The sequence below is a fragment of the Manganibacter manganicus genome (assembly GCF_002075885.1).
Taxonomy (GTDB): Bacteria; Pseudomonadota; Alphaproteobacteria; order Rhizobiales; family Rhizobiaceae; genus Mesorhizobium; species Mesorhizobium manganicum.
This window is the reverse complement of sequence record NZ_MDET01000033.1, coordinates 1-19,574: the sequence shown is the minus strand read 5'-3', so window position 1 is coordinate 19,574 and position 19,574 is coordinate 1. Positions and strand designations below refer to the sequence as shown.

At 58.7% G+C, this 19,574-nt stretch carries 19 protein-coding genes; 5 read left to right on the top strand and 14 right to left on the bottom strand.

Annotation, left to right across the window (positions count from 1 at the left end; all coding sequences use genetic code 11):
• From BFN67_RS17395 to mazG, 3 genes are all read left to right on the top strand, one after another.
• Positions 1-466 (top strand): ATP-binding protein (locus BFN67_RS17395; protein WP_139789142.1); only part of this gene is annotated, 466 nt, incomplete at its 5' end.
• Between the two features lie 303 nt (positions 467-769).
• Positions 770-1,954: an amino acid aminotransferase gene (locus tag BFN67_RS17390; protein WP_080920805.1), complete on the top strand. Its 1,185-nt coding sequence runs from the start codon at positions 770-772 to the stop codon at positions 1,952-1,954.
• Positions 1,955-1,960: 6 nt separating this feature from the next.
• Positions 1,961-2,785 (top strand): nucleoside triphosphate pyrophosphohydrolase, encoded by an 825-nt coding sequence (gene mazG / locus BFN67_RS17385; protein WP_080920804.1) that lies wholly within the window; start codon positions 1,961-1,963, stop codon positions 2,783-2,785.
• Positions 2,786-2,827: 42 nt separating this feature from the next.
• On the opposite strand, the gene hflX is transcribed toward mazG, so the two are convergent.
• The 8 genes from hflX to dusB form a co-directional block, all read right to left on the bottom strand.
• A complete protein-coding gene (gene hflX / locus BFN67_RS17380; RefSeq protein WP_080920803.1) occupies positions 2,828-4,216 on the bottom strand; it encodes a GTPase HflX in 1,389 nt (462 codons plus the stop codon).
• Entirely contained in the window at positions 4,217-4,462 is a 246-nt protein-coding gene (hfq, locus tag BFN67_RS17375) for an RNA chaperone Hfq (RefSeq protein ID WP_080920802.1), read from the bottom strand.
• A gap of 137 nt (positions 4,463-4,599) precedes the next feature.
• Positions 4,600-5,463 (bottom strand): D-amino-acid transaminase, encoded by an 864-nt coding sequence (locus tag BFN67_RS17370; RefSeq protein WP_080920801.1) that lies wholly within the window; start codon positions 5,461-5,463, stop codon positions 4,600-4,602.
• An 84-nt stretch (positions 5,464-5,547) separates the two neighbouring features.
• Positions 5,548-6,909, bottom strand: a complete 1,362-nt coding sequence (gene ntrX, locus BFN67_RS17365; RefSeq protein ID WP_080920800.1) for a nitrogen assimilation response regulator NtrX — start codon at positions 6,907-6,909, stop codon at positions 5,548-5,550.
• On the bottom strand, positions 6,899-9,220 hold the full coding sequence (locus BFN67_RS17360) for a sensor histidine kinase NtrY-like (protein ID WP_425349796.1): 2,322 nt from the start codon (positions 9,218-9,220) through the stop codon (positions 6,899-6,901). Before BFN67_RS17360 ends, ntrX begins: the two co-directional genes overlap by 11 nt.
• A 58-nt stretch (positions 9,221-9,278) precedes the next feature.
• On the bottom strand, positions 9,279-10,733 hold the full coding sequence (gene ntrC, locus BFN67_RS17355; RefSeq protein ID WP_080920799.1) for a nitrogen regulation protein NR(I): 1,455 nt from the start codon (positions 10,731-10,733) through the stop codon (positions 9,279-9,281).
• The gene (locus tag BFN67_RS17350; protein WP_080920798.1) at positions 10,730-11,869 is read right to left on the bottom strand and encodes a two-component system sensor histidine kinase NtrB; all 1,140 of its coding nucleotides are present in this window, start codon (positions 11,867-11,869) and stop codon (positions 10,730-10,732) included. Before BFN67_RS17350 ends, ntrC begins: the two co-directional genes overlap by 4 nt.
• Positions 11,866-12,882 (bottom strand): tRNA dihydrouridine synthase DusB, encoded by a 1,017-nt coding sequence (gene dusB / locus BFN67_RS17345; RefSeq protein WP_080920797.1) that lies wholly within the window; start codon positions 12,880-12,882, stop codon positions 11,866-11,868. Before dusB ends, BFN67_RS17350 begins: the two co-directional genes overlap by 4 nt.
• Positions 12,883-13,051: 169 nt before the next feature.
• Here dusB and BFN67_RS17340 point away from each other — a divergent pair, with 169 nt between their 5' ends.
• Both BFN67_RS17340 and BFN67_RS17335 read left to right on the top strand, forming a co-directional pair.
• Positions 13,052-14,275, top strand: a complete 1,224-nt coding sequence (locus BFN67_RS17340) for a bifunctional 2-C-methyl-D-erythritol 4-phosphate cytidylyltransferase/2-C-methyl-D-erythritol 2,4-cyclodiphosphate synthase (protein WP_080920796.1) — start codon at positions 13,052-13,054, stop codon at positions 14,273-14,275.
• Complete coding sequence (locus tag BFN67_RS17335) at positions 14,272-14,823, top strand: CinA family protein (RefSeq protein WP_080920795.1); 552 nt, start codon at positions 14,272-14,274, stop codon at positions 14,821-14,823. The genes BFN67_RS17340 and BFN67_RS17335 overlap by 4 nt, the downstream gene beginning before the upstream one ends.
• On the opposite strand, the gene BFN67_RS17330 is transcribed toward BFN67_RS17335, so the two are convergent.
• From BFN67_RS17330 to BFN67_RS17305, 6 genes are all read right to left on the bottom strand, one after another.
• On the bottom strand, positions 14,796-15,257 hold the full coding sequence (locus BFN67_RS17330; protein ID WP_080920794.1) for a type II toxin-antitoxin system RatA family toxin: 462 nt from the start codon (positions 15,255-15,257) through the stop codon (positions 14,796-14,798). The genes BFN67_RS17335 and BFN67_RS17330 overlap by 28 nt on opposite strands.
• A 12-nt stretch (positions 15,258-15,269) precedes the next feature.
• Complete coding sequence (lipA, locus tag BFN67_RS17325; RefSeq protein WP_080920793.1) at positions 15,270-16,235, bottom strand: lipoyl synthase; 966 nt, start codon at positions 16,233-16,235, stop codon at positions 15,270-15,272.
• 130 nt (positions 16,236-16,365) lie between these two features.
• A complete protein-coding gene (locus BFN67_RS17320) occupies positions 16,366-16,623 on the bottom strand; it encodes a GlsB/YeaQ/YmgE family stress response membrane protein (protein WP_080920792.1) in 258 nt (85 codons plus the stop codon).
• A gap of 90 nt (positions 16,624-16,713) precedes the next feature.
• Positions 16,714-18,177, bottom strand: coding sequence for a dihydrolipoyl dehydrogenase (lpdA, locus tag BFN67_RS17315; RefSeq protein ID WP_080920791.1), 1,464 nt, complete (start codon positions 18,175-18,177; stop codon positions 16,714-16,716).
• The gene (locus tag BFN67_RS17310; protein ID WP_080920790.1) at positions 18,170-18,817 is read right to left on the bottom strand and encodes an SGNH/GDSL hydrolase family protein; all 648 of its coding nucleotides are present in this window, start codon (positions 18,815-18,817) and stop codon (positions 18,170-18,172) included. The genes lpdA and BFN67_RS17310 overlap by 8 nt, the downstream gene beginning before the upstream one ends.
• 11 nt (positions 18,818-18,828) lie before the next feature.
• Positions 18,829-19,574: 2-oxo acid dehydrogenase subunit E2 (locus BFN67_RS17305; RefSeq protein WP_192856865.1), on the bottom strand; the 746-nt coding region annotated here is incomplete at its 5' end.

Genomic DNA, 19,574 nt, shown 5'->3' with positions numbered 1-19,574 from the left:
ATGGATCGAGCGCCGCGAGAACGTCATCGCGCTCGGTCCCAGCGGCACGGGCAAGACCCATGTCGCGCTCGGCCTCGGCCTGGCGGCGTGTCAGAAGGGCCTTCCCGTCGGCTTCATTACCGCTGCCGCCCTGGTCAGCGAGATGATGGAGGCCCGCGACGAACGGCGTCTGCTACGCTTCCAGAAGCAGACGGCTGGCTACAAGCTCCTCATCATCGATGAGCTCGGCTTCGTGCCGCTCTCCAAGACCGGGGCAGAATTGCTGTTCGAGCTGATCTCGCAACGCTACGAGCGCGGTGCGACCCTGATCACCAGCAATCTTCCTTTTGACGAATGGACGGAAACGCTGGGGTCGGAACGCCTGACCGGCGCTCTGCTCGACCGCATCACCCACCACGTCAACATTCTCGAGATGAACGGCGATAGCTACCGTCTCGCTCAAAGCCGCGCCCGAAAGGCTGGCTGAAACCCTCACAAAAATCGCCGACGCCGCAAGCGGGAAACTCTGGTCGGGCTACGCCCTCCCGACGTTCCCCACTTGCGGCGCGAAGTGGCCTACTTTTGCGCCGCCCAATGGCCTGATTTTGCTCCGCCGTTGACAAAATGCAACACAAACAAAACCGCTCGCAGGTTCCATAATCTATCTTATGCGACTTTTAGATGCGGCGTCCTAACGGCCTGAAATCAGGCCCTTCGGTAAAATCGCTGGCAGGTTTCCGGTGGATTGCGTATCTATCCCCGCTGCCATTCCTCAACGAGCAACCTTGCCATGTTTGAAGATCTCCAGCCTGCTGCCGCCGACAAGATTCTTGCCATGATGGCTGTCTACCGGGACGATCCGCGACCCGACAAGATCGATCTCGGTGTGGGCGTCTATAAGGATCGCAATGGCGCGACGCCGGTCATGCGCGCCGTTCGGGAGGCCGAGAAGCGTCTTTTGAACGAACAGCAGTCCAAGACTTATCTCGGTCCGGCTGGCGATGCGGCCTTCAACACAGCGATGATCGAGCTCATTTTCGGTTCCGACGCGGATGCCGGCCGTATCCGTGCCATTCAGGCACCGGGTGGTTCCGGTGCGCTGCGATTGTGCGCAGACCTCGCGAAGCGAAGCACGCCAAACGCCACGGTCTGGCTGTCCGATCCGACATGGCCCAATCATGGCCAGATCATTCGCGGCGCCGGCTTGGGGACGGCCGAATACCCGTATTTTGACGTTCAATCGGGCTCAATCCGTTTCGACGCGATGCTGGAAGCGTTACGACATGCAAACGCGGGAGACGTGGTTCTTCTGCACGGTTGCTGCCACAATCCGACCGGAGCCAATTTGAATATCGATCAATGGCGGGTGATTGCCGATCGTATTGTAGCGCAAAACCTCGTTCCGTTTGTCGATATTGCCTATCAGGGCTTTGGCGATGGACTTGAGGCAGACGCGGCAGGCTTGCGGGTTCTGGCGCAAAAGGTGCCCGAAATGATCGTGGCGGCAAGCTGTTCCAAGAATTTCGCCGTTTATCGCGACCGTGTCGGTGCTGCGCTGGTGATGGCGCAGACCAGCGATCGAGCGGAACTGGCGGTTGGCCAGATGGCATCCGCGGCCCGTACGCTTTATTCGATGCCGCCCGATCATGGCGCCGCCGCGGTGCGGATGGTGCTTGCCGACCCTGCCCTTCGCGCGAACTGGCAGGACGAACTGGAAGCGATGCGGCAGCGCATACTCGCTCTTCGCGTGCGCTTCGCCGATGCGCTTCGCCGGCAGTCCAACTCCGACCGTTTCGATTTTGTTGCCCGGCATCGCGGCATGTTCTCGCGGCTGGGTCTGTCCGAGACACAGGTGGAGCGTCTGCGGGCCGAGCATGGCATCTATATGGTGGGCGACAGCCGCATCAATGTTGCCGGCCTGCCGGAAGACAGGATGGATTGGCTGGCCAAGGCCATTGTCTCGGTTCTGGGTTGATCGGGGATGAAGCCCTCGAAGGACATATCCCGGCTGATCGAGATTATGGCGGCCTTGCGAGCGCCACATACCGGTTGCCCGTGGGACGTGGAGCAGAATTTTTCGACCATTGCACCCTATACGGTCGAGGAAGCCTATGAGGTTGCCGACGCCATTGCGCGCGAAAATCTCGATGATCTGCGCGACGAACTTGGCGACCTCCTCCTGCAGGTCGTTTATCACGCGCGGATGGCCGAGGAGATCGGCGAATTTTCATTTCCCGATGTGGTCGAGGCCATCACCACGAAGATGATCCGCCGGCATCCGCATGTTTTCGGCGACGAAAAGGCGCGCAGCGCAGGCATGGCCAAGGGCATGTGGGAGATGATCAAGGCTGAGGAAAGGACCGAAAAACGCAGTCATCGCATGGCCCGTGGCCTTGATCCGGAAGACCATGGCGAGGGTTATCTGGATAGTATCCCGGTCGCCCTGCCCGCTTTGACCCGCGCCTTGAAACTGCAGCAAAAGGCGGCGCGCGTCGGCTTCGACTGGAGCGAGGCAGTTCCGATTCTCGACAAGATAGAAGAGGAAATCGGCGAATTGCGCGAGGCGCTGGCCGGTGGCGACGACGCTGCGATCAAGGATGAATTCGGCGATATGCTGTTTGCAATCGTCAATCTCGGGCGGCATTTGGCGCTCGATTCCGAGGTCGCGCTTGCCGGAACCAACGAGAAGTTCCGTAGCCGTTTCCATCACGTCGAACGTGCTCTGAATGCTTCCGGCAAATCACTTGAGAACGCCACGCTGGGCGAGATGGAGACGCTTTGGCAGGAGGCCAAATGCAAGGAATAACTCTACGGAACATGGCTGAACGGATGCCATGGCCAGCCACGCCTACTCTTTGATCTTGTGCTTCAAACGGTTTTGAAGGTCGTCGCGCGCACTATGCGTCATCGTAAGCGAAAGCGTGACGCTGCCGTCGTCATTGTCTTTGCGCGCCAGTACCTCGCTATTGCGGTACAGCCAATCCAGAAGGGCAAGTTCCGGCGGTTTCAACGTCGCCGTCAATGTTTCCAGATCACCGGAGACCCGCGCCTCGATAACGGCGATCAGATGATCCAGCCCCTCGCCTGTCACCGCGGAGATCGCTGCGGGAGACCGACCGTCATTGTTTTGGCCAGATTGCAGATGTGCGCGGCTGCTCTCGTCCAGCCGGTCGATCTTGTTCCAGACTTCAACGACGCGCCCCTGATCGCTCGCATCAACGCCAAGATCGGCAAGAATATGCGCCACATCTTCCGCCTGAGCAGCCGTATCCGGATCGGAAATGTCGCGCACATGCAGAACCAAATCAGCCTCGACCACCTCTTCCAGCGTCGCCCGGAAGGCGGCCACAAGATGGGTCGGCAGGTCGGAAATGAAGCCCACCGTGTCCGACAGGATGATCGGCGTACCGTGCGGAAGGCGTAGTCGGCGCAAGGTCGGGTCGAGCGTCGCGAACAGCATGTTCTCTGCCAACACCCCTGCCCCTGTAAGCCGATTGAACAGCGTCGATTTACCTGCATTGGTGTAGCCGACGATCGCGACCACGGGGAACGGCACCTTCTTGCGCTTGGCGCGGTGCAGATCGCGCGTGCGGCGCACGGTCTCCAGTTCGCGCTTCAGCTTGATGATCTTTTCCTGCAACATGCGCCGATCGGCCTCGATCTGGGTTTCGCCGGGGCCGCCGAGAAAACCTGCGCCACCGCGCTGGCGCTCGAGGTGTGTCCAGCTCCGAACCAGGCGTCCTTTCTGGTAGTTGAGGTGAGCCAGTTCGACCTGAAGCGTGCCTTCCTTGGTGCGCGCCCGTTCGCCGAAAATCTCGAGAATGAGCCCGGTACGGTCGAGCACCTTGACGTTCATTTCCTTTTCGAGATTCCGCTGCTGGACCGGTGTCAGCGGGTGATCGACAATCACCAGTTCTGCTTTCTTCTCCTTCACGATCTCGGCGAACTCGGCCACCTTGCCGCTGCCAAGCAAAGTTGCGGGACGCGGATCGTTGAGCGTGACGACATCGGTATGAACGAGATCGAGGTCGATGGCGCGCGCCAAGCCGACCGCTTCGTCATGACGCGCCTGCGACGAGCGGACCAGATGCTGTCGGCCCGCGTCGTCAACAGATTGCTGGCGTGCAAGAACAGGCACGATGACAATTGCGCGCGTAGCCTCTTTGGCACGCGCGCCGGCCTCGTGAACTGGAAGCGTGTGGCCGCCGCTATGCGCCGTACCGAGAGGATGTTTCAATCAGTCGCCCTGATTATCTTCGGCGTCGAACATCTGGACCGGTTGGCTGGGCATGATGGTTGAAATGGCATGCTTGTAGACAAGCTGCGAATGCCCGTCGCGACGCAGAAGGACGCAGAAATTATCAAAGGATGTCACAACGCCCGTCAGTTTGACGCCGTTGATGAGAAAAATTGTGAGCGGATTCTTGCTCTTGCGAACTGAATTGAGAAAGAGATCCTGAAGATTCTGCGAACGATCCGCCATTGTTCTTTTCTTTCGCCGGTCCCCTGCGGTTGCTGCCAATGCGCCAAAATAAGTGCCGCATGTCAAGCTCGCAAACCGCCTGCCGCCCCTACGGCCAGCAGAACGAGATTGTTGGTGTTCACGAGTCCAAGCGGTTATCAGGCCGGACTTTTTTCCGCAATGTCAAAAAATGCCTCGCGCAAGGAAAGTGTTATGGAGCCAGGATGGCCGTTGGCCACCGTTTCTCCATCGATGTCGACGACCGGTATGGCTATGGTGGTTGCGGAGGAGATGAAAACTTCTCGGGCCGCTTTTGCCTCGGCCACCGAAAACGCGCGCTCCTCAATCTTCATGCCGAGTTTTGCCGCGACGTCAAACAGGGTCGTGCGCGTGATTCCACGCAATATGCCGTGATCGGCGGGGCGGGTTACCAGTGCCCCATCCTGGGTGACGATCCACGCATTGCTGGAGGCGCCCTCCTTCACCGTCCCCTCGGCATCGATGAACCATGCCTCCTGAGCACCGGCCTCACGCGCTTGTTGCTTGGCCAGCACATTGGGCAACAGGCTGACACTCTTGATATCCACCCTATCCCAACGGTTTTCAGGCACCGTAATGATTTTCAGTCCGGTTTCCGCTTTCTTCGCGGTAGCCGAGGGGGCGATCCTTTTTGCCGTTACAACCAGCGAGGAACGGGTTCCTGGCTTCGGAAAAGCATGATCGCGCGGCGCGACACCACGCGTGACCTGAAGATAGACTAAGCCGTTCCTGACGCCGTTGCGCCGCACCACCTCACGCATGACGACAATCAGCGCCGAGCGGGTGACAGGCCATTCGATCGACAGTTCCGAGAGCGACCGGTTCAACCGGTCGAGATGGCGTTTCATATCGATGATATAGCCGCGCGCAATCTCGCACATTTCATATACGCCATCGCTGAACTGATAGCCACGATCTTCGATATGAACGGCAGCCGCCGAATGGGCGAGGTAACGTCCGTTCACATAGGCAATGCGCGGCATGGATCATCCCTCAAAATGCAATCGGTTTTTAGGCGATTCTGGTTCGCGCGGCATGCACAAATGACTGGGCCAGCCAACGGAATATCAAACGCCAAGCGATTTCAATTTCCTGTGCAGGGCTGATCGTTCCATACCGATGAACTCCGCCGTCTTGGAAATGTTGCCGCCAAAGCGATTGATCTGCGCGACGAGGTAATCTTTCTCGAATTGCTCACGCGCTTCCCGCAACGGCAGAGCCATGATGTGCTGGTCGGACTGGTTCGGGGTTCGTGGCATCACGTCGCCGATCTCGCTGGGCAGGAGATCGGCGGTGATCGGCGCGTCGGCGTTGTCGCCGCGTGCCAGGATCATTAGCCGCTCCACATTGTTGCGCAACTGACGCACATTACCGGGCCAATTGTGCGCTTGGAGCACCGCCATGGCGTCATCGCCGATACGGCGCGGCCTGATGCCGGTTTGGCGGGCGATCTGCTTCATGAAGCTGTCCACCAGATAGGGGATGTCTTCGCGACGCTCGGCAAGGCCTGGCACCATGACGGGGACAACCGCCAGGCGATGGTAAAGATCCTCACGGAAACGCCCGTCGGCAATCATGGCCTCCAGATTCTGCGAGGTCGAGGAGATGATCCGCACATCGACCTTGACGCGCTTGGTGCCCCCCACCCGCTCGAATTGCTGCTCTACCAAAACGCGCAGAATCTTGTTTTGCGTCTCGCGCGGCATGTCGGCGACTTCGTCGATGTAGAGAATGCCCCGATGAGCCTCTTCGAGTGCGCCGACTTTGCGCTCGGTCCCGTTGGATTCGGTGCCGAAAAGCTCGATCTCCATGCGCTCCGGCGTGATGTTTGCCGCGCTCAGCGTCACGAAAGGCCCGCTCTTGCGGGTGGACAGGGCATGGATGGCGCGCGCGGCAAGCTCCTTACCTGATCCTGACGGCCCAATGATCATGATCCGACTGTTGGTTGGTGCCACGCGTTCTATCGTCTGGCGCAACTGACTCATCGCCGACGACATGCCGATCAGGTCGAATGTTTCGCCGCTGCGCATCTTCAGATCGGAAACCTCTCGCTTGAGTTTGGAGGTTTCCAACGCCCGCTCGGCGACCAGGATCAGGCGGTCCGACTTGAACGGCTTTTCGATAAAATCATAAGCGCCGCGACGGATAGCGGATACTGCCGTTTCGATATTGCCGTGGCCGGAAATCATCACCACCGGCATGTTGGGATGCATGGTCTTGATCTCGTCAAGCAAGGCCAGTCCATCAAGCCGGGAGCCTTGCAACCAGATGTCGAGAAAGATCAGACGCGGCGCCCGATCGGCAATAGCCGCCAGTGCACTGTCGGCATGATGCGCCGTGCGCGTCTCATGGCCTTCATCGCTCAATATGCCCGCTACGAGTTCGCGAATGTCTTCCTCATCATCCACGATCAGAATGTCAGACGCCATGATCGACCTTTTCCGTTTTTCCTTCTTGTGCCGCTTTTTCTTGATCGGCCGCAGCAGCCGCCGGCAGGATTATGCTGACCATGGCCCCCTGCCCGTCGTGAAAATCAGCAGGCGCATCGTGCAATTCCAACCTGCCGCCATGGTCTTCAACGATCTTCTTGACGATTGCGAGGCCAAGGCCAGTACCTTTCTCGCGAGTCGTCATATAGGGTTCGAGCAGACGCTGCCGATGCTCACGGGGCAGACCCTTGCCGTTGTCGATAACATCGACCCGGATCGTGTTGCCCTGTTGCCTCGCCTGGATGCGGATGGCGCTTCGCTCCCCTTCTTGCCGCTCGATGCCTTCCATTGCTTCCGAGGCGTTCTTGATAACGTTGCCGAACGCCTGTGCCAGCAGGCGGCTATCGAGCATACCATTTAGCGGCTCGCTGCCGAAATCGCGTTCGAAATCGACATCCGACCGGCTGACCTCAACCAGGAAGGACGCCTCGCGCAGCGGCTCGCGCAGATCGATCGCCTGCTTTTCCGGTTTCGGCATGCGCGCAAAGGACGAAAACTCGTCCACCATGCGGCCGATATCGCCCACCTGCCGAATGATCGTGTCGGTGCATTGGTCGAACACTTCCCGATCCTCGGTGATTACTTTGCCGTAGCGACGCTTGATGCGCTCGGCGGAGAGCTGGATCGGCGTTAACGGGTTCTTGATTTCGTGGGCGATGCGCCGCGCGACGTCCGCCCAGGCGGAAGATCGCTGCGCCTGAACAAGATCGGTGATGTCGTCCACTGTCACCACATAGGATTTTTCATCCGGATCGTCGTCCTCCTCCTCGATCGTGACCTGGACATTGAATGTCCGTTCGATGCCGCCGCGATAGAATGTCACCTGTTCACGATAGACCGGCTTTGCGCCTTGTCGTCCAATCTCGAAGACGCGCCCGACAAGGGGCAACAAAGTTGAAAGGTTCTTGCCAAGCGCTGCGCGTGACGAAAGCGCCAACATGGTTTCGGCGGACCGGTTTACGATGGTGACCGTACCGTCCGAATCGACACCGATGACACCTGCCGTAACGCCCGACAGAACCGCTTCGGAGAAGCGCCGTCTCTCGTCGATCAGATCCTTGGCTGAAAGCAGTTCGTTTCTCTGGGTTTTTAACTCCAGAAGCATGTTGTTGAACGTGTCGCCCAACGAGGCGACATCACCGTCCGATGGGCGCACCGGCACCGAGACATCGAGATTGCCGGTGGCGACTTCATCGGCGGCGCCGATCAATTGGCGGATCGGGCGAACCAGACGGTCGGCCACCGCAATACCTGTCCAGATGGCTGAGAGGATGATGATCAGCGTCAGCGACAGATAAGGCAGTGCGAAGGCAATCTGTGAAGGACGTCGATTGGCCTCCAACCCGCGATATTCATCAACATTGGCATGGACAATGCGCCGCGCCTTGATCACCTCGGGATCGACGAGCTTGATCGTATAGAGGTAGAGGCCTTCGATCTGGTGCAGCTTGACGATTGCCCCCATGATGTTGCGCGTAACCGGTGCAATGAGGAGCGGTCGGCCGTTCTCCGCCTCTTTCACCGAACCTTCCGGCGGTTCCGGCATAGCGAAATCGGCGTCGGTCTGGGCGCTCATCACGAAAGAGCCGTCAGGTTTGACCAGAGCGGCATGGGCCAGACCACGGCCAATCGCCTCCTTGGTCAGAAGATCGAGGAATCCCGTGCGATCCAACCCGTAAAGCGTTCTGGCGCTATCGAGATCGTAGGCCATGGAAAGCGTCGTGCCCTGAAGGTTGCGGGCGTTCTCCTGCACATAGGCGTCGGCGATCGACAGCGAGGAATTGATAATGGTTTTGGTCCGGATCTCGAACCAGCGATCGAGTCCGACATTCAGCGTCGCCGAGGCGACAAGTGCAACCATGATCGCCGGGATCGCGGCCACGAGCGCGAACATGGTAACGATCCGCACATGCAGGCGCGAAGCCGCTTTGCCGACACGCCGCGCCATGACGATGCGCTTGATTTCACGCCCAATCAGCACCGCCAGAATGAGAATGAACGCAGCGTTGGCGCCGATCAGCACCAGCGTGATGTTGCGGTCGGGGGCAATAGGCGTAACACCGACCAGGATGACAAAAGAAATGGCGGCGGTCAGCAGTGCGCCGGCAATGGCCAGAATACCCGGCAATGCCTGGAACCGTCGGGATTCCCGCGTTCGCGCCTTAGGAAAGCGCAAGCCCTTCAAGGTCGAAAACTGAATCGCCATGCCGCTGCTTGAAACAATCAATTGCGTCACATCTATGCAACGCATTGTGGCGATTATGCAACAAGGTTGGTGATCCGCAAAGTTTTCGCTGCGCAGAACGCTGCTATCGCGGCGCGGGATGTGTGGTCACGCCGAGTTCGCGGATTTTCTTGCGCAACGTGTTGCGGTTCAAGCCAAGCAATTCCGCTGCCTTGATCTGATTGCCGCGCGTCGCTGTCATAGCTGCGAGAATCAGCGGATACTCAACTTCAGTCAGAATACGCTGGTAGAGTCCCGCGGGCGGCAATTCGCCGAAAAAGGACGCAAAATAGCGCTGTAGATTCTGCTCCACGGCCAAACTGATCGACTGCTCTTCCTTTGATAAGGTGTCACCATTGAAAGGCGCAGCCATTTCTCCATTGCGCAGTTCAGCTTCGATAATTTCGACTGATATTTCGTCCTGCGGGTAGAGCGCGGCAAGCCGGCGTATCAGGTTTTCCAGTTCGCGCACATTGCCCGGCCACGGATAACCTTTCATGCGCTCGATGCCGGTCGCCGAGATTCGCTTTACTTGCAGTCCCTGCCTGGCACCGAGTTGGAAGAAATGCCGCGCCAGGTCCGGAATGTCTTCTGCACGTTCCCGCAAGGCCGGCAGGCGCAACGGCACAACATTCAACCGATAAAAGAGATCCTCGCGGAACAGCCCCTGATTGATGAGCGTACGCAAATCCTTGTTGGTGGCGGCGACGATACGCACGTCGGCCTTGATCGGCGTTCGTCCGCCAACAGTGGTATATTCGCCTTGCTGCAACACGCGCAGCAGACGCGTCTGCGCTTCCATCGGCATGTCGCCGATTTCATCGAGGAAGAGAGTGCCGCCTTCTGCCTGCTCAAACCGTCCGGTTGAGCGGCTCTGCGCGCCGGTAAAAGCGCCTTTCTCATGGCCGAACAGTTCGGATTCGATCAAATCGCGTGGGATTGCCGCCATGTTAATCGCAACGAACGGGCCGCTTCTACGGCGCCCATATTCATGCAGCGCACGCGCCACCAGTTCCTTGCCGGTGCCCGATTCGCCGCCGATCATGACCGTGAGATCGGTCTGCATCATGCGCGCCAGCATGCGGTATATGTCCTGCATGGCGGCCGAGCGACCGACAAGCGGCATGCTTTCGAATTGCTCTTCGGCCCGTTGCTCGGCGTTTGGGCGGCTTGGTTCGGCAAGTGCACGGCCGACGATGTTGAGCAGTTCGGTGAGATCGAAAGGTTTTGGCAGGTACTCGTAGGCGCCCGCTTCCGAGGCGCGGATCGCGGTCATGAAGGTGTTCTGCGCGCTCATCACGATAACAGGCAATTCCGGCCGCGCTTTGCGGATGCGCGGTAACAGGTCGAATGCGTTTTCGTCGGGCATAACCACATCGGTGATGACGAGGTCGCCCTCGCCCGCCGCAATCCACCGCCAGAGCGTTGCTGCGCTGGACGTAGCCCGCACTTCATGACCGGCGCGCGACAAGGCATGGTTGAGCACGGTGCGGATTGCCGCGTCGTCGTCTGCAACCAGAATGCGGCCTTGGGCGCTCATTTAACAACCTCCTTCTCGTCAGAGGTATTGGCTGCGGGCACGGCTTCTTTCCACGCAGGCATCAGAACCCGGAATGTCGTGCCGTGCGATGCCGAATCGCACTCGACGATGCCGCCATGCTCGCCGACGAGTTTGGCCACAAGCGCAAGCCCTAACCCCGAGCCGTTTGTTTTGGTGGTGATGAACGGGTCGAAAAGAATCGGGAGGAGATCTTCCGATACACCCGGCCCGTTATCATGAACGCAGAATTCCAACGGCAGGGAAACCCGCTCCTGCGTCCCTGGTACCGAAACGCGAATACCCGGCTTGAATGCGGTCGAAAGCGTGATCTCACCATGCGGGTCGCTGCCAATGGCCTCCGATGCGTTCTTGATCAGGTTGAGGAATATCTGAACGAGTTGGTCGCGGTTGGCATAAACCTGAGGAAGTGATGGATCATAATCCTCCAATATTCTGATCTTGCGAGCAAATCCGTTTCTGGCGACAGTTTTTACATGATCCAGAACGACATGGATATTGACAGGACAGCGGTCGATTGGTCGCTCGTCGGAAAAGACTTCCATGCGATCGACCAGCGCCACGATGCGATCGGTCTCATCTGTGATGAGCCGAGTTAGTGCGCGATCCTCATCAGTCGCCGACAGTTCGAGTAATTGCGCGGCGCCACGAATGCCCGAGAGCGGGTTCTTGATCTCATGCGCCAGCATGGCGGCAAGACCTGTAACAGACCGGGCAGCGCCACGATGCGTCATCTGGCGATCGATCTTGTCGGCCATGGATCGTTCCTGAAACATGACGACGACAGAACCCGGATATTCCGCTACCGGCGCGGCATAGAGATCGACCACTTTCTCGATACCGAGGCGGGGCGAAGAAAGATCGACACGGTATTCATTGACGGGAATCGAGCGTTCCCGCACCTGATCGATCAGTGTCAGCAGCGGGCTACCATAGGGGATCAGATGCGCGAGGGCGTTTCGGGTAAGAATCGATGCGCTTGAACGGAAGAAATCCTCCGCATCGGCGTTAGCGAAAGTAATCAGGCCATCGGCCCGGACCATAATGATCGGGCGGCGGATCGTATTCAGGACGATCTGTGCGGCATCCGCCGGTTTCGCGGTGATGCTGCCAGTCATGCAGCACTCCGCAGTCTGCCATGTCGAGCACAGCCCGCCCATCTGAACGCCTCACGCAGTTCCGCAATGACCTGCCTAGGATCGAAAGAGGTGAGAATGGTCTTGCGTTGTTCCGGAGATGTGGTCGGGGCATGGCGGTCGAGATACCAGCCGAGATGCTTGCGGGCCTGGCGTACGCCACTTTCAACACCATAAAGAAGCAGCATGTCCTCATAGTGCGAGATGACATAATCGGCCAATGCCGCGCTAGCCGGCTTACTGCACATCTCCGCTACTATGCTTCCGGCCAGCCATGGTGCGCCGTAATGCGCACGGCCAACCATCACCGCATCGGCACCCGATACTTCCAGCAGCGCTACTGCATCTGCAGTGGAACTGACATCGCCATTGGCGACAACAGGAATTGAGACTGCATTCTTGATCTGGCGGATCGCCGGCCAATCCGCCTTGCCTTTGTAAAACTGGCAACGGGTGCGGCCATGGATCGTGACCATACGAATACCGGCCTGTTCGGCACGCCGCGCCAAGTCCGGGGCGTTCAGAGCGTTCTCGTCCCAGCCGAGCCGTGTCTTCAGCGTCACGGGAACCTTGACCGCATCAATGACGGCATCGATCAGGGTCAATGCATGATCGAGGTCGCGCATCAAGGCCGAACCGGCATAGCCGCCCGTTACCTTCTTGGCGGGGCAGCCCATATTGATATCGATAATGTCGGCGCCCTCGCCTTCGGCTATACGCGCGGCTTCGCGCATATGATGCGCTTCGCGACCCGCGAGTTGCACCATATGGACAGGAAGGCCGGAATGGCGAATGCGCAGATCAAAGCCCATCCGCCCACGAGCCAATTCACCGCTGGCCACCATTTCCGAAACGACGAGGCCAGCGCCATGTTCATAGGCGCGCCGGCGGAATGGCTCATCCGTGACGCCCGACATGGGTGCAAGGAACACTCGATTGCGGATCGCAACAGGGCCGATCCGCAACGGCTGAACCAAAACTGCAGTGTCATACATGCATAAAAACCGTGCACATTGTTGCTGTGCCTATTCTCTAATCAGAGCCTGGATATTGTGCAATGCAAACCGGGCGTTTTATCGGTGTTCAGGAAAAAGCTGGCCTTCAAGGCGCCACGCGACTAAGAGCCATTGACCCTCAGTTTCGGCGGATGCACGCATAAAACCGATGACGGACCAGGATCCAGACATCGCGATCGTTTCCAAGGCCGCTGTCGTCATCGTCGCGGCGGGCCGCGGCGAACGGGCCGGACAAGGCGACGGGCCTAAGCAATATCGTCGTATCGGCAACCGAGCTATCATCGCGCACACGCTAGAGGCATTTCTGGCGCATCCGAATGTCGGGCATATCGTTGTCGCCATCCATGCGGACGACCACGCACTCTTTCATGCGGCGGCAAGCGTCCATTCCGACCGGGTGACGACCGTGATCGGCGGGCAGACAAGACAGGAATCCGTACGGTTCGGCCTTCTTGCACTGAAGGACAGCGCGCCGGACAAGGTGTTGATCCATGATGCCGTGCGGCCCTTCGCTGACCCGGAATTGATAGGGCGTACCATCGAGGCAATCGGTGAGCGCAGCGGGGCGCTTGCGGCAGTCCCTGTTGCCGATACGTTGAAGCGCGAAGCCTTGGGCGGATTTGTCGGCGAGACTGTTTCCCGTGCGGGCCTTCATGCCGCGCAAACCCCGCAAGGCTTTCCTTTTGCTCTTATTCTGGCTGCTCATGAGCAAGCCTATGACAGCGGACGGCTGGATTTCACCGACGATGCCGCAATTGCCGAATGGGCGCGGATCCCGGTCAGGCTCGTTCCCGGCTCGCCAGACAACATCAAACTGACTTGGGCAAGAGATATTTCCATGGCCGATCAAATACTTAAGGGTTCAAGCTCGAGCTTCCCGGATATTCGCACCGGCAATGGCTATGACGTCCATGCCTTCGAAGCTGGCGATCAGGTCGTTTTGTGCGGCGTTGCGATCCCGCATGACAAGAAACTCAGCGGTCACTCCGATGCCGATGTCGGCTTGCACGCACTTACAGACGCTTTGCTTGCTACTTGCGGTGCGGGAGATATCGGCACGCATTTCCCGCCGTCCGATCCGCAATGGAAAGATGCGCCGTCGCATATCTTTGTCGAGCATGCGGCTAAACTGATCCGAACTCATGGAGGACGCATCGTTAATACCGACATCACACTGATTTGCGAGGCGCCGAAAATCGGTCCACATCGCGAGACGATGACCGCGGCCCTTTCCGCCATGCTGGCGATTTCCGCCGACCGCGTCTCGATCAAGGCAACCACGAACGAACGGCTTGGCTTCATCGGGCGAGAAGAAGGCATTGCCGCGATCGCGACCGCAAGTGTTATCTACCCGGGCGAGGTGCCAGAATGAATGAGCCGGATGACGTCGGCGAAGTGACGCGAACAGAAATCGGCACACTGGCCGATCGCCTTCTCAAGGCCTGTGCGCGACACAAGATTTTGGTGGCGACCGCCGAGAGTTGCACAGGTGGGCTGATTATTGCGGCCATGACAGATATTCCCGGCTCTTCTTCCATGGTCGATCGCGGTTTCGTGACTTATTCCAACGAGGCAAAAATGGAAATGCTGGGCGTGCGTGCAGCCACACTCGAAGCATATGGCGCTGTGTCCTCACCAACCGCGCGGGAGATGGCCATAGGCGCGCTGGCGCGTTCTCACGCCGGCATTGCTTTGGCCGTTACGGGTATTGCCGGTCCCGATGGTGGCAGCGCGGAAAAGCCGGTCGGGCTGGTATGGTTCGGCCTTGCGCTGAAGGGCAAGCCGGCCATCACGGAAAGCCGCACCTTTGAAAACAATGGCCGCGATTTCATTCGTCGTGAAACCTGCCGACATGCGCTGATTATGGGGTTGCGCGCACTGGACGATCATGTTCAAGCTGACGGTTCGCCGCGGCCGTAAACCACATCCGCCCGCTTCTCGAACGCTTCGGCAAACATGCGAAAAGCGCGGTCAAACATCGTGCCCATCACCGCCGCAAGCAGTCGGCTCTTGAATTCATAGTCGATAAAGAAGCGTACGAAACAGCCGTCGCTCGCCGGCTCAAAGCTCCAGACATTGCTGAGATACTTGAAGGGGCCATCGATATATTTGACATCGATGACCTTATCCTCGGGCTTCAGCAGAACCTGAGTGGTGAAGGTTTCGCGAATGGCCTTATAGCCGACACTCATGTCGGCGATCAGCACACTGCGACCATCGCGCTCCTTGCGCGAGCGTATGCTCAGCGACTCGCATAGAGGTACGAATTGCGGATATTTTTCAATGTCGGCAACCAGGGCGAACATCTCGTCCGGGCTATGGGGGACGCGGCGTGTGGCTTCGAATTTCGGCATGAAATCAGTTTGCTACGCCAATTTCTTGAGACTGGCTTCGCGTGCCGCCCGCAGCCGGGCGAAATCCTCGCCGGCGTGATGCGATGAACGTGTCAGCGGACTTGAGGCAACCAGCAGAAAGCCTTTGGTCCTGCCGATTGTCTCGAAGGATTTAAACTCTTCCGGTGTGATGAAACGGATCACCGGATGGTGTTTCTTCGACGGTTGCAGATACTGCCCGATGGTCATGAAATCGACATTGGCCGAGCGCAGATCGTCCATCAATTGCAGGACCTCGTTGCGCTCTTCGCCCAGCCCGACCATGATGCCGGACTTGGTGAAAATCGACGGGTCGAGTTCCTTAACGCGCTGCAGCAGCCGGATGGAATGAAAGTAGCGAGCACCGGGACGCACCGTCAGATAATTCGACGGCACCGTTTCCAGGTTGTGATTGAACACATCCGGCTTTGCCGCGACGACGATCTCAAGCGCCCCTTCCTTGCGCAGGAAATCCGGTGTCAGGATTTCGATGGTGGTCGCGGGCGTGGCTGCGCGAATGGCGTGGATCACATCAGCAAAGTGCTGTGCGCCGCCATCGGCAAGGTCGTCTCGGTCAACCGAGGTGATGACGACATGGGTCAGGCCCATTGTCTTTACCGCCTTGGCAACGCGTGCTGGTTCGTCCGCGTCGAGCGGCAGCGGCAAACCGGTGGCGACATTGCAGAACGCACAGGCGCGCGTGCAGATTTCGCCCATGATCATGAAGGTAGCGTGCTTCTTTTCCCAGCATTCGCCGATGTTGGGGCATCCGGCTTCCTCACAAACCGTCACCAGTTTGTTCGACTTCACTATCTCGCGCGTCTCGGCATAACCTTTGGAGACCGGCGCTTTGACGCGGATCCACTCCGGCTTGCGCAGCACCTCCTGATCAGGCCGATGCGCTTTCTCCGGATGCCGCACACGCGGCGGATTGGCGATATTATCGAGAACGGTGACCATTTTCGTTCCGTTTCCTTCAAGCACCGGCGGTCTTCAATTTGTCCGCTTCATCTAAGACTTTTGACGGTAAAGAAAAAGGTCGCCTTGGCGCACGCCAGGGCGACCCTTTTGCATGATCTTGGTATGCGGGTCAGCGACGAATCAAGCGCCCTGCGAAAATCAGGATGCACGCACCGATGAAGCCTGTAATCAGATAGGCCAGCCAACCCGTACCGAAACTCGCGATGTGAAGCGCCGCGAGAATCGCGTTCAAAACCACCGCACCGATGATTCCGAGGATAATGTTCATGAAGATGCCGGTGTTGCTCTTCATGACCATTTCCGCGAGCCAGCCCGCCAAGCCACCAATGATGATGGCACCGATCCAACCTACGCCATTGACGTCCATATACCCTCTCCTTCTGTGCTACATTAAAACGCACTTGGAAACGATGTTTAAGGTCAACAGGTTCCATGATCCTGCCTCCGGATGCAAGCCTTACGCGTTGAGCGCACGCCCGTAAGCGTCGAGGACACTTTCCTTCATCATCTCCGAGAGCGTTGGATGCGGGAAAACGGTGTGCATCAGTTCTTCTTCCGTCGTTTCGAGATTCATGGCCACGACGAACCCCTGGATCAGTTCGGTCACTTCCGCGCCGATCATATGGGCACCCAGCAACTGCCCGGTCTTCTTGTCGAAGACGGTCTTGATAAAACCCTGGTCCTCCCCGAGGGCGATGGCCTTACCATTGGCGCCGAATTGGAAACGGCCGACGCGGATGTCGTAACCGGCCTCTTTGGCTTTGGCTTCGGTCAGCCCGACCGAGGCAACCTGCGGGCTGCAATAGGTGCAGCCGGGAATCAGCGACTTGTCGAGAGCGTGGACGCCAGGCAGATTCGCGATCTTCTCCACGCAGATGACGCCTTCATGCTCGGCCTTGTGGGCAAGCATGGGTGGCCCGGCGACATCGCCGATGGCGTAGAGGCCGGTGATATTGGTGCGGCCGTAACCATCAACGGCGATACAGCCTCGGTCGGTCTTCACGCCCAGAGCTTCGAGCCCGAGATTTTCGATGTTGCCTTGTACGCCGACAGCCGAAATCATGCGATCGGCGGTGATCTTTTCAAGCGTCCCGTCCTTTTTCTCGATATGGGCCGTGACCGAATTGGCGCCCTTCTCGACCTTCGTCACCTTGGCTTCAAGCAGGATCTTCATGCCCTGCTTTTCAAACTGCTTCTGCGCGAATTTCGAAACCTCGACATCCTCGACCGGCATGACCTGCGGCATCACTTCCACCACCGTCACATCTACGCCCATCGTGCGGTAGAAATAGGCGAACTCGATGCCGATGGCACCGGAGCCCATGACCAGCAGCGATTTCGGTAATTCCTTCGGCACCATTGCTTCGAAGTAAGTCCAGATCAACTTGCCGTCCGGCTCGATGCCAGGCAGCACGCGTGGGCGCGCGCCGGTGGCAATGATGATGTGCGTGGCGGTATAGGTGCCCTCGCCCTTTGTGCCCTTCGGTGCAGGATGCTGCGGTTCCATCGGCTTCTTCGCGGTCTTGGATACGACGATCTCCCCCGATTTTCCTTCCAGGGGCGCCTTGGTGAGTTTGGCCTCGCCCCAGATCACATCGACCTTGTTCTTTTTCATCAGAAAGCCGACGCCGCCATTGAGGCGGGCCGAAACCTTCCGCGAACGGTCGACCACGGCAACCGTATCGGGCACCACCTTACCCTCGAGTTTCAGGCCATAATCCTTGAGGTGGTCACTGTAGTGCATGATTTCGGCCGAGCGCAGTAGAGCCTTGGTTGGTATACAGCCCCAGTTGAGGCAGATGCCGCCGAGATGCTCACGCTCTACGATCGCGGTCTTGAAGCCAAGCTGTGCTGCTCGCACCGCGGTGACGTAGCCGCCCGGACCGGAGCCGATGATGATGACGTCGTAATTATCAGCCACGGAAGGTCTCCTTGGTTTCCAGCATCGCGCATACGATCGGAGCCAGCGCCTCGCCGATCTTTCGCGTGTTCTTCGCGTCGAGGTGGACACCGTCGAGCGGCGTGGTCGTCGCGACCGTAGAGGCGTCGAAAAAGCAGCAGCCCATTTCCTCGGCGAGCGCCGCATAAAGCGGCGCAAGGTGTTTCGACGAGGCTTCTCCACCGGAGAACATCTCTTTGAATTCGACGTTCTCGGTATGACTCACCACGGGTGGCGCGACGATTAGGATTTGCGGCGTCGGCCAGCCATAATCGTGGCTTCGCACGGTCTCGACCAGGCTTTGCATGCCCTGCTTCGCAGCCACCGGATTACCGTGAATCCAGGGCTTCATGTCATTAGTGCCGAGCAGGAAGATGACCAGATCGAGGGGCGTATGGGTCATCACGATGGTGGGCAGGATGCGCGCGCCATTGCGGTCCGCGCCGGCATTGTATTCGTCGTAGGCGGTGGTGCGGCCATTCAACCCTTCGGCTATGACCCGAACGGAATGATCCAGAGCCGCCTGAAGGACGTTCGGCCAGCGGTCCTCAAAAGGGTGCCTGCCACCTTCGGCGTTGAAGCCCCAAGTTAGCGAATCGCCGTAGCAGAGGACGGTTTTCATCCCGCCGCGTCCTACACCAGCATGGCCATGGGGTTTTCGACGAGGCGCTTGAAGGCCCCGAGCAGTTCGGCGCCCAGCGCCCCGTCGACGGCGCGATGGTCGGTCGAAAGCGTCACCGACATCACGGTGGCGATGGCAATCTCGCCATTTTTGACCACAGGCCGCTCCTCGCCCGCACCCACCGCCAGGATCGTCGCATGCGGCGGGTTGATCACGGCGGCAAAGTCCTTGATGCCGAACATGCCGAGATTGGAGACGGCTGTCGTGCCGCCCTGATATTCTTCCGGCTTCAGCTTGCGCTCGCGCGCGCGTTTGGCCATGTCCTTCATCTCGTTGGAGATCGCCGACAGGCTTTTCTCGTCGGCTTTGCGCACGATCGGCGTGATCAGCCCACCGGGAATGGAAACCGCAACGCCGACATCGGCATGCCTGTGCTTGACCATGGCGCTTTCGGTCCAGGACGCATTGGCATCCGGCACCGCCATCAAAGCCATGGCCATCGCCTTGATGATCAGGTCGTTGACCGAAAGCTTGTAGGCGGGAACCTCGCCATGCTCGGTCTTCTTCATCGGGGCCGCGCCATTGAGTTGTTTTCGCAAGGCCAGCAGCGCATCCAGTTCGCAATCGAGCGTCAGATAGAAATGCGGGATGGTGGATTTCGCCTCGACCAGCCGCCGCGCAATCGTCTTGCGCATATTGTCATGCGGCACAAGTTCGTAGGAGCCATCCTCGAACAGCTTCAACACCGCATCGTCAG

Coding starts and splice junctions, on each gene's coding strand:
- hfq (WP_080920802.1), bottom strand. CDS start 4,462: ATGGCGGATCGTTCGCAGAATCTTCAGGATCTCTTTCTCAATTCAGTT.
- BFN67_RS17360 (WP_425349796.1), bottom strand. CDS start 9,220: ATGCGTTGCATAGATGTGACGCAATTGATTGTTTCAAGCAGCGGCATG.
- BFN67_RS17335 (WP_080920795.1), top strand. CDS start 14,272: ATGAATGAGCCGGATGACGTCGGCGAAGTGACGCGAACAGAAATCGGC.
- BFN67_RS17310 (WP_080920790.1), bottom strand. CDS start 18,817: ATGAAAACCGTCCTCTGCTACGGCGATTCGCTAACTTGGGGCTTCAAC.
- ntrC (WP_080920799.1), bottom strand. CDS start 10,733: ATGAGCGCCCAAGGCCGCATTCTGGTTGCAGACGACGACGCGGCAATC.
- lipA (WP_080920793.1), bottom strand. CDS start 16,235: ATGGTCACCGTTCTCGATAATATCGCCAATCCGCCGCGTGTGCGGCAT.
- BFN67_RS17340 (WP_080920796.1), top strand. CDS start 13,052: ATGACGGACCAGGATCCAGACATCGCGATCGTTTCCAAGGCCGCTGTC.
- BFN67_RS17320 (WP_080920792.1), bottom strand. CDS start 16,623: ATGGACGTCAATGGCGTAGGTTGGATCGGTGCCATCATCATTGGTGGC.
- BFN67_RS17330 (WP_080920794.1), bottom strand. CDS start 15,257: ATGCCGAAATTCGAAGCCACACGCCGCGTCCCCCATAGCCCGGACGAG.
- BFN67_RS17370 (WP_080920801.1), bottom strand. CDS start 5,463: ATGCCGCGCATTGCCTATGTGAACGGACGTTACCTCGCCCATTCGGCG.
- dusB (WP_080920797.1), bottom strand. CDS start 12,882: ATGTATGACACTGCAGTTTTGGTTCAGCCGTTGCGGATCGGCCCTGTT.
- ntrX (WP_080920800.1), bottom strand. CDS start 6,909: ATGGCGTCTGACATTCTGATCGTGGATGATGAGGAAGACATTCGCGAA.
- BFN67_RS17350 (WP_080920798.1), bottom strand. CDS start 11,869: ATGACTGGCAGCATCACCGCGAAACCGGCGGATGCCGCACAGATCGTC.
- mazG (WP_080920804.1), top strand. CDS start 1,961: ATGAAGCCCTCGAAGGACATATCCCGGCTGATCGAGATTATGGCGGCC.
- BFN67_RS17390 (WP_080920805.1), top strand. CDS start 770: ATGTTTGAAGATCTCCAGCCTGCTGCCGCCGACAAGATTCTTGCCATG.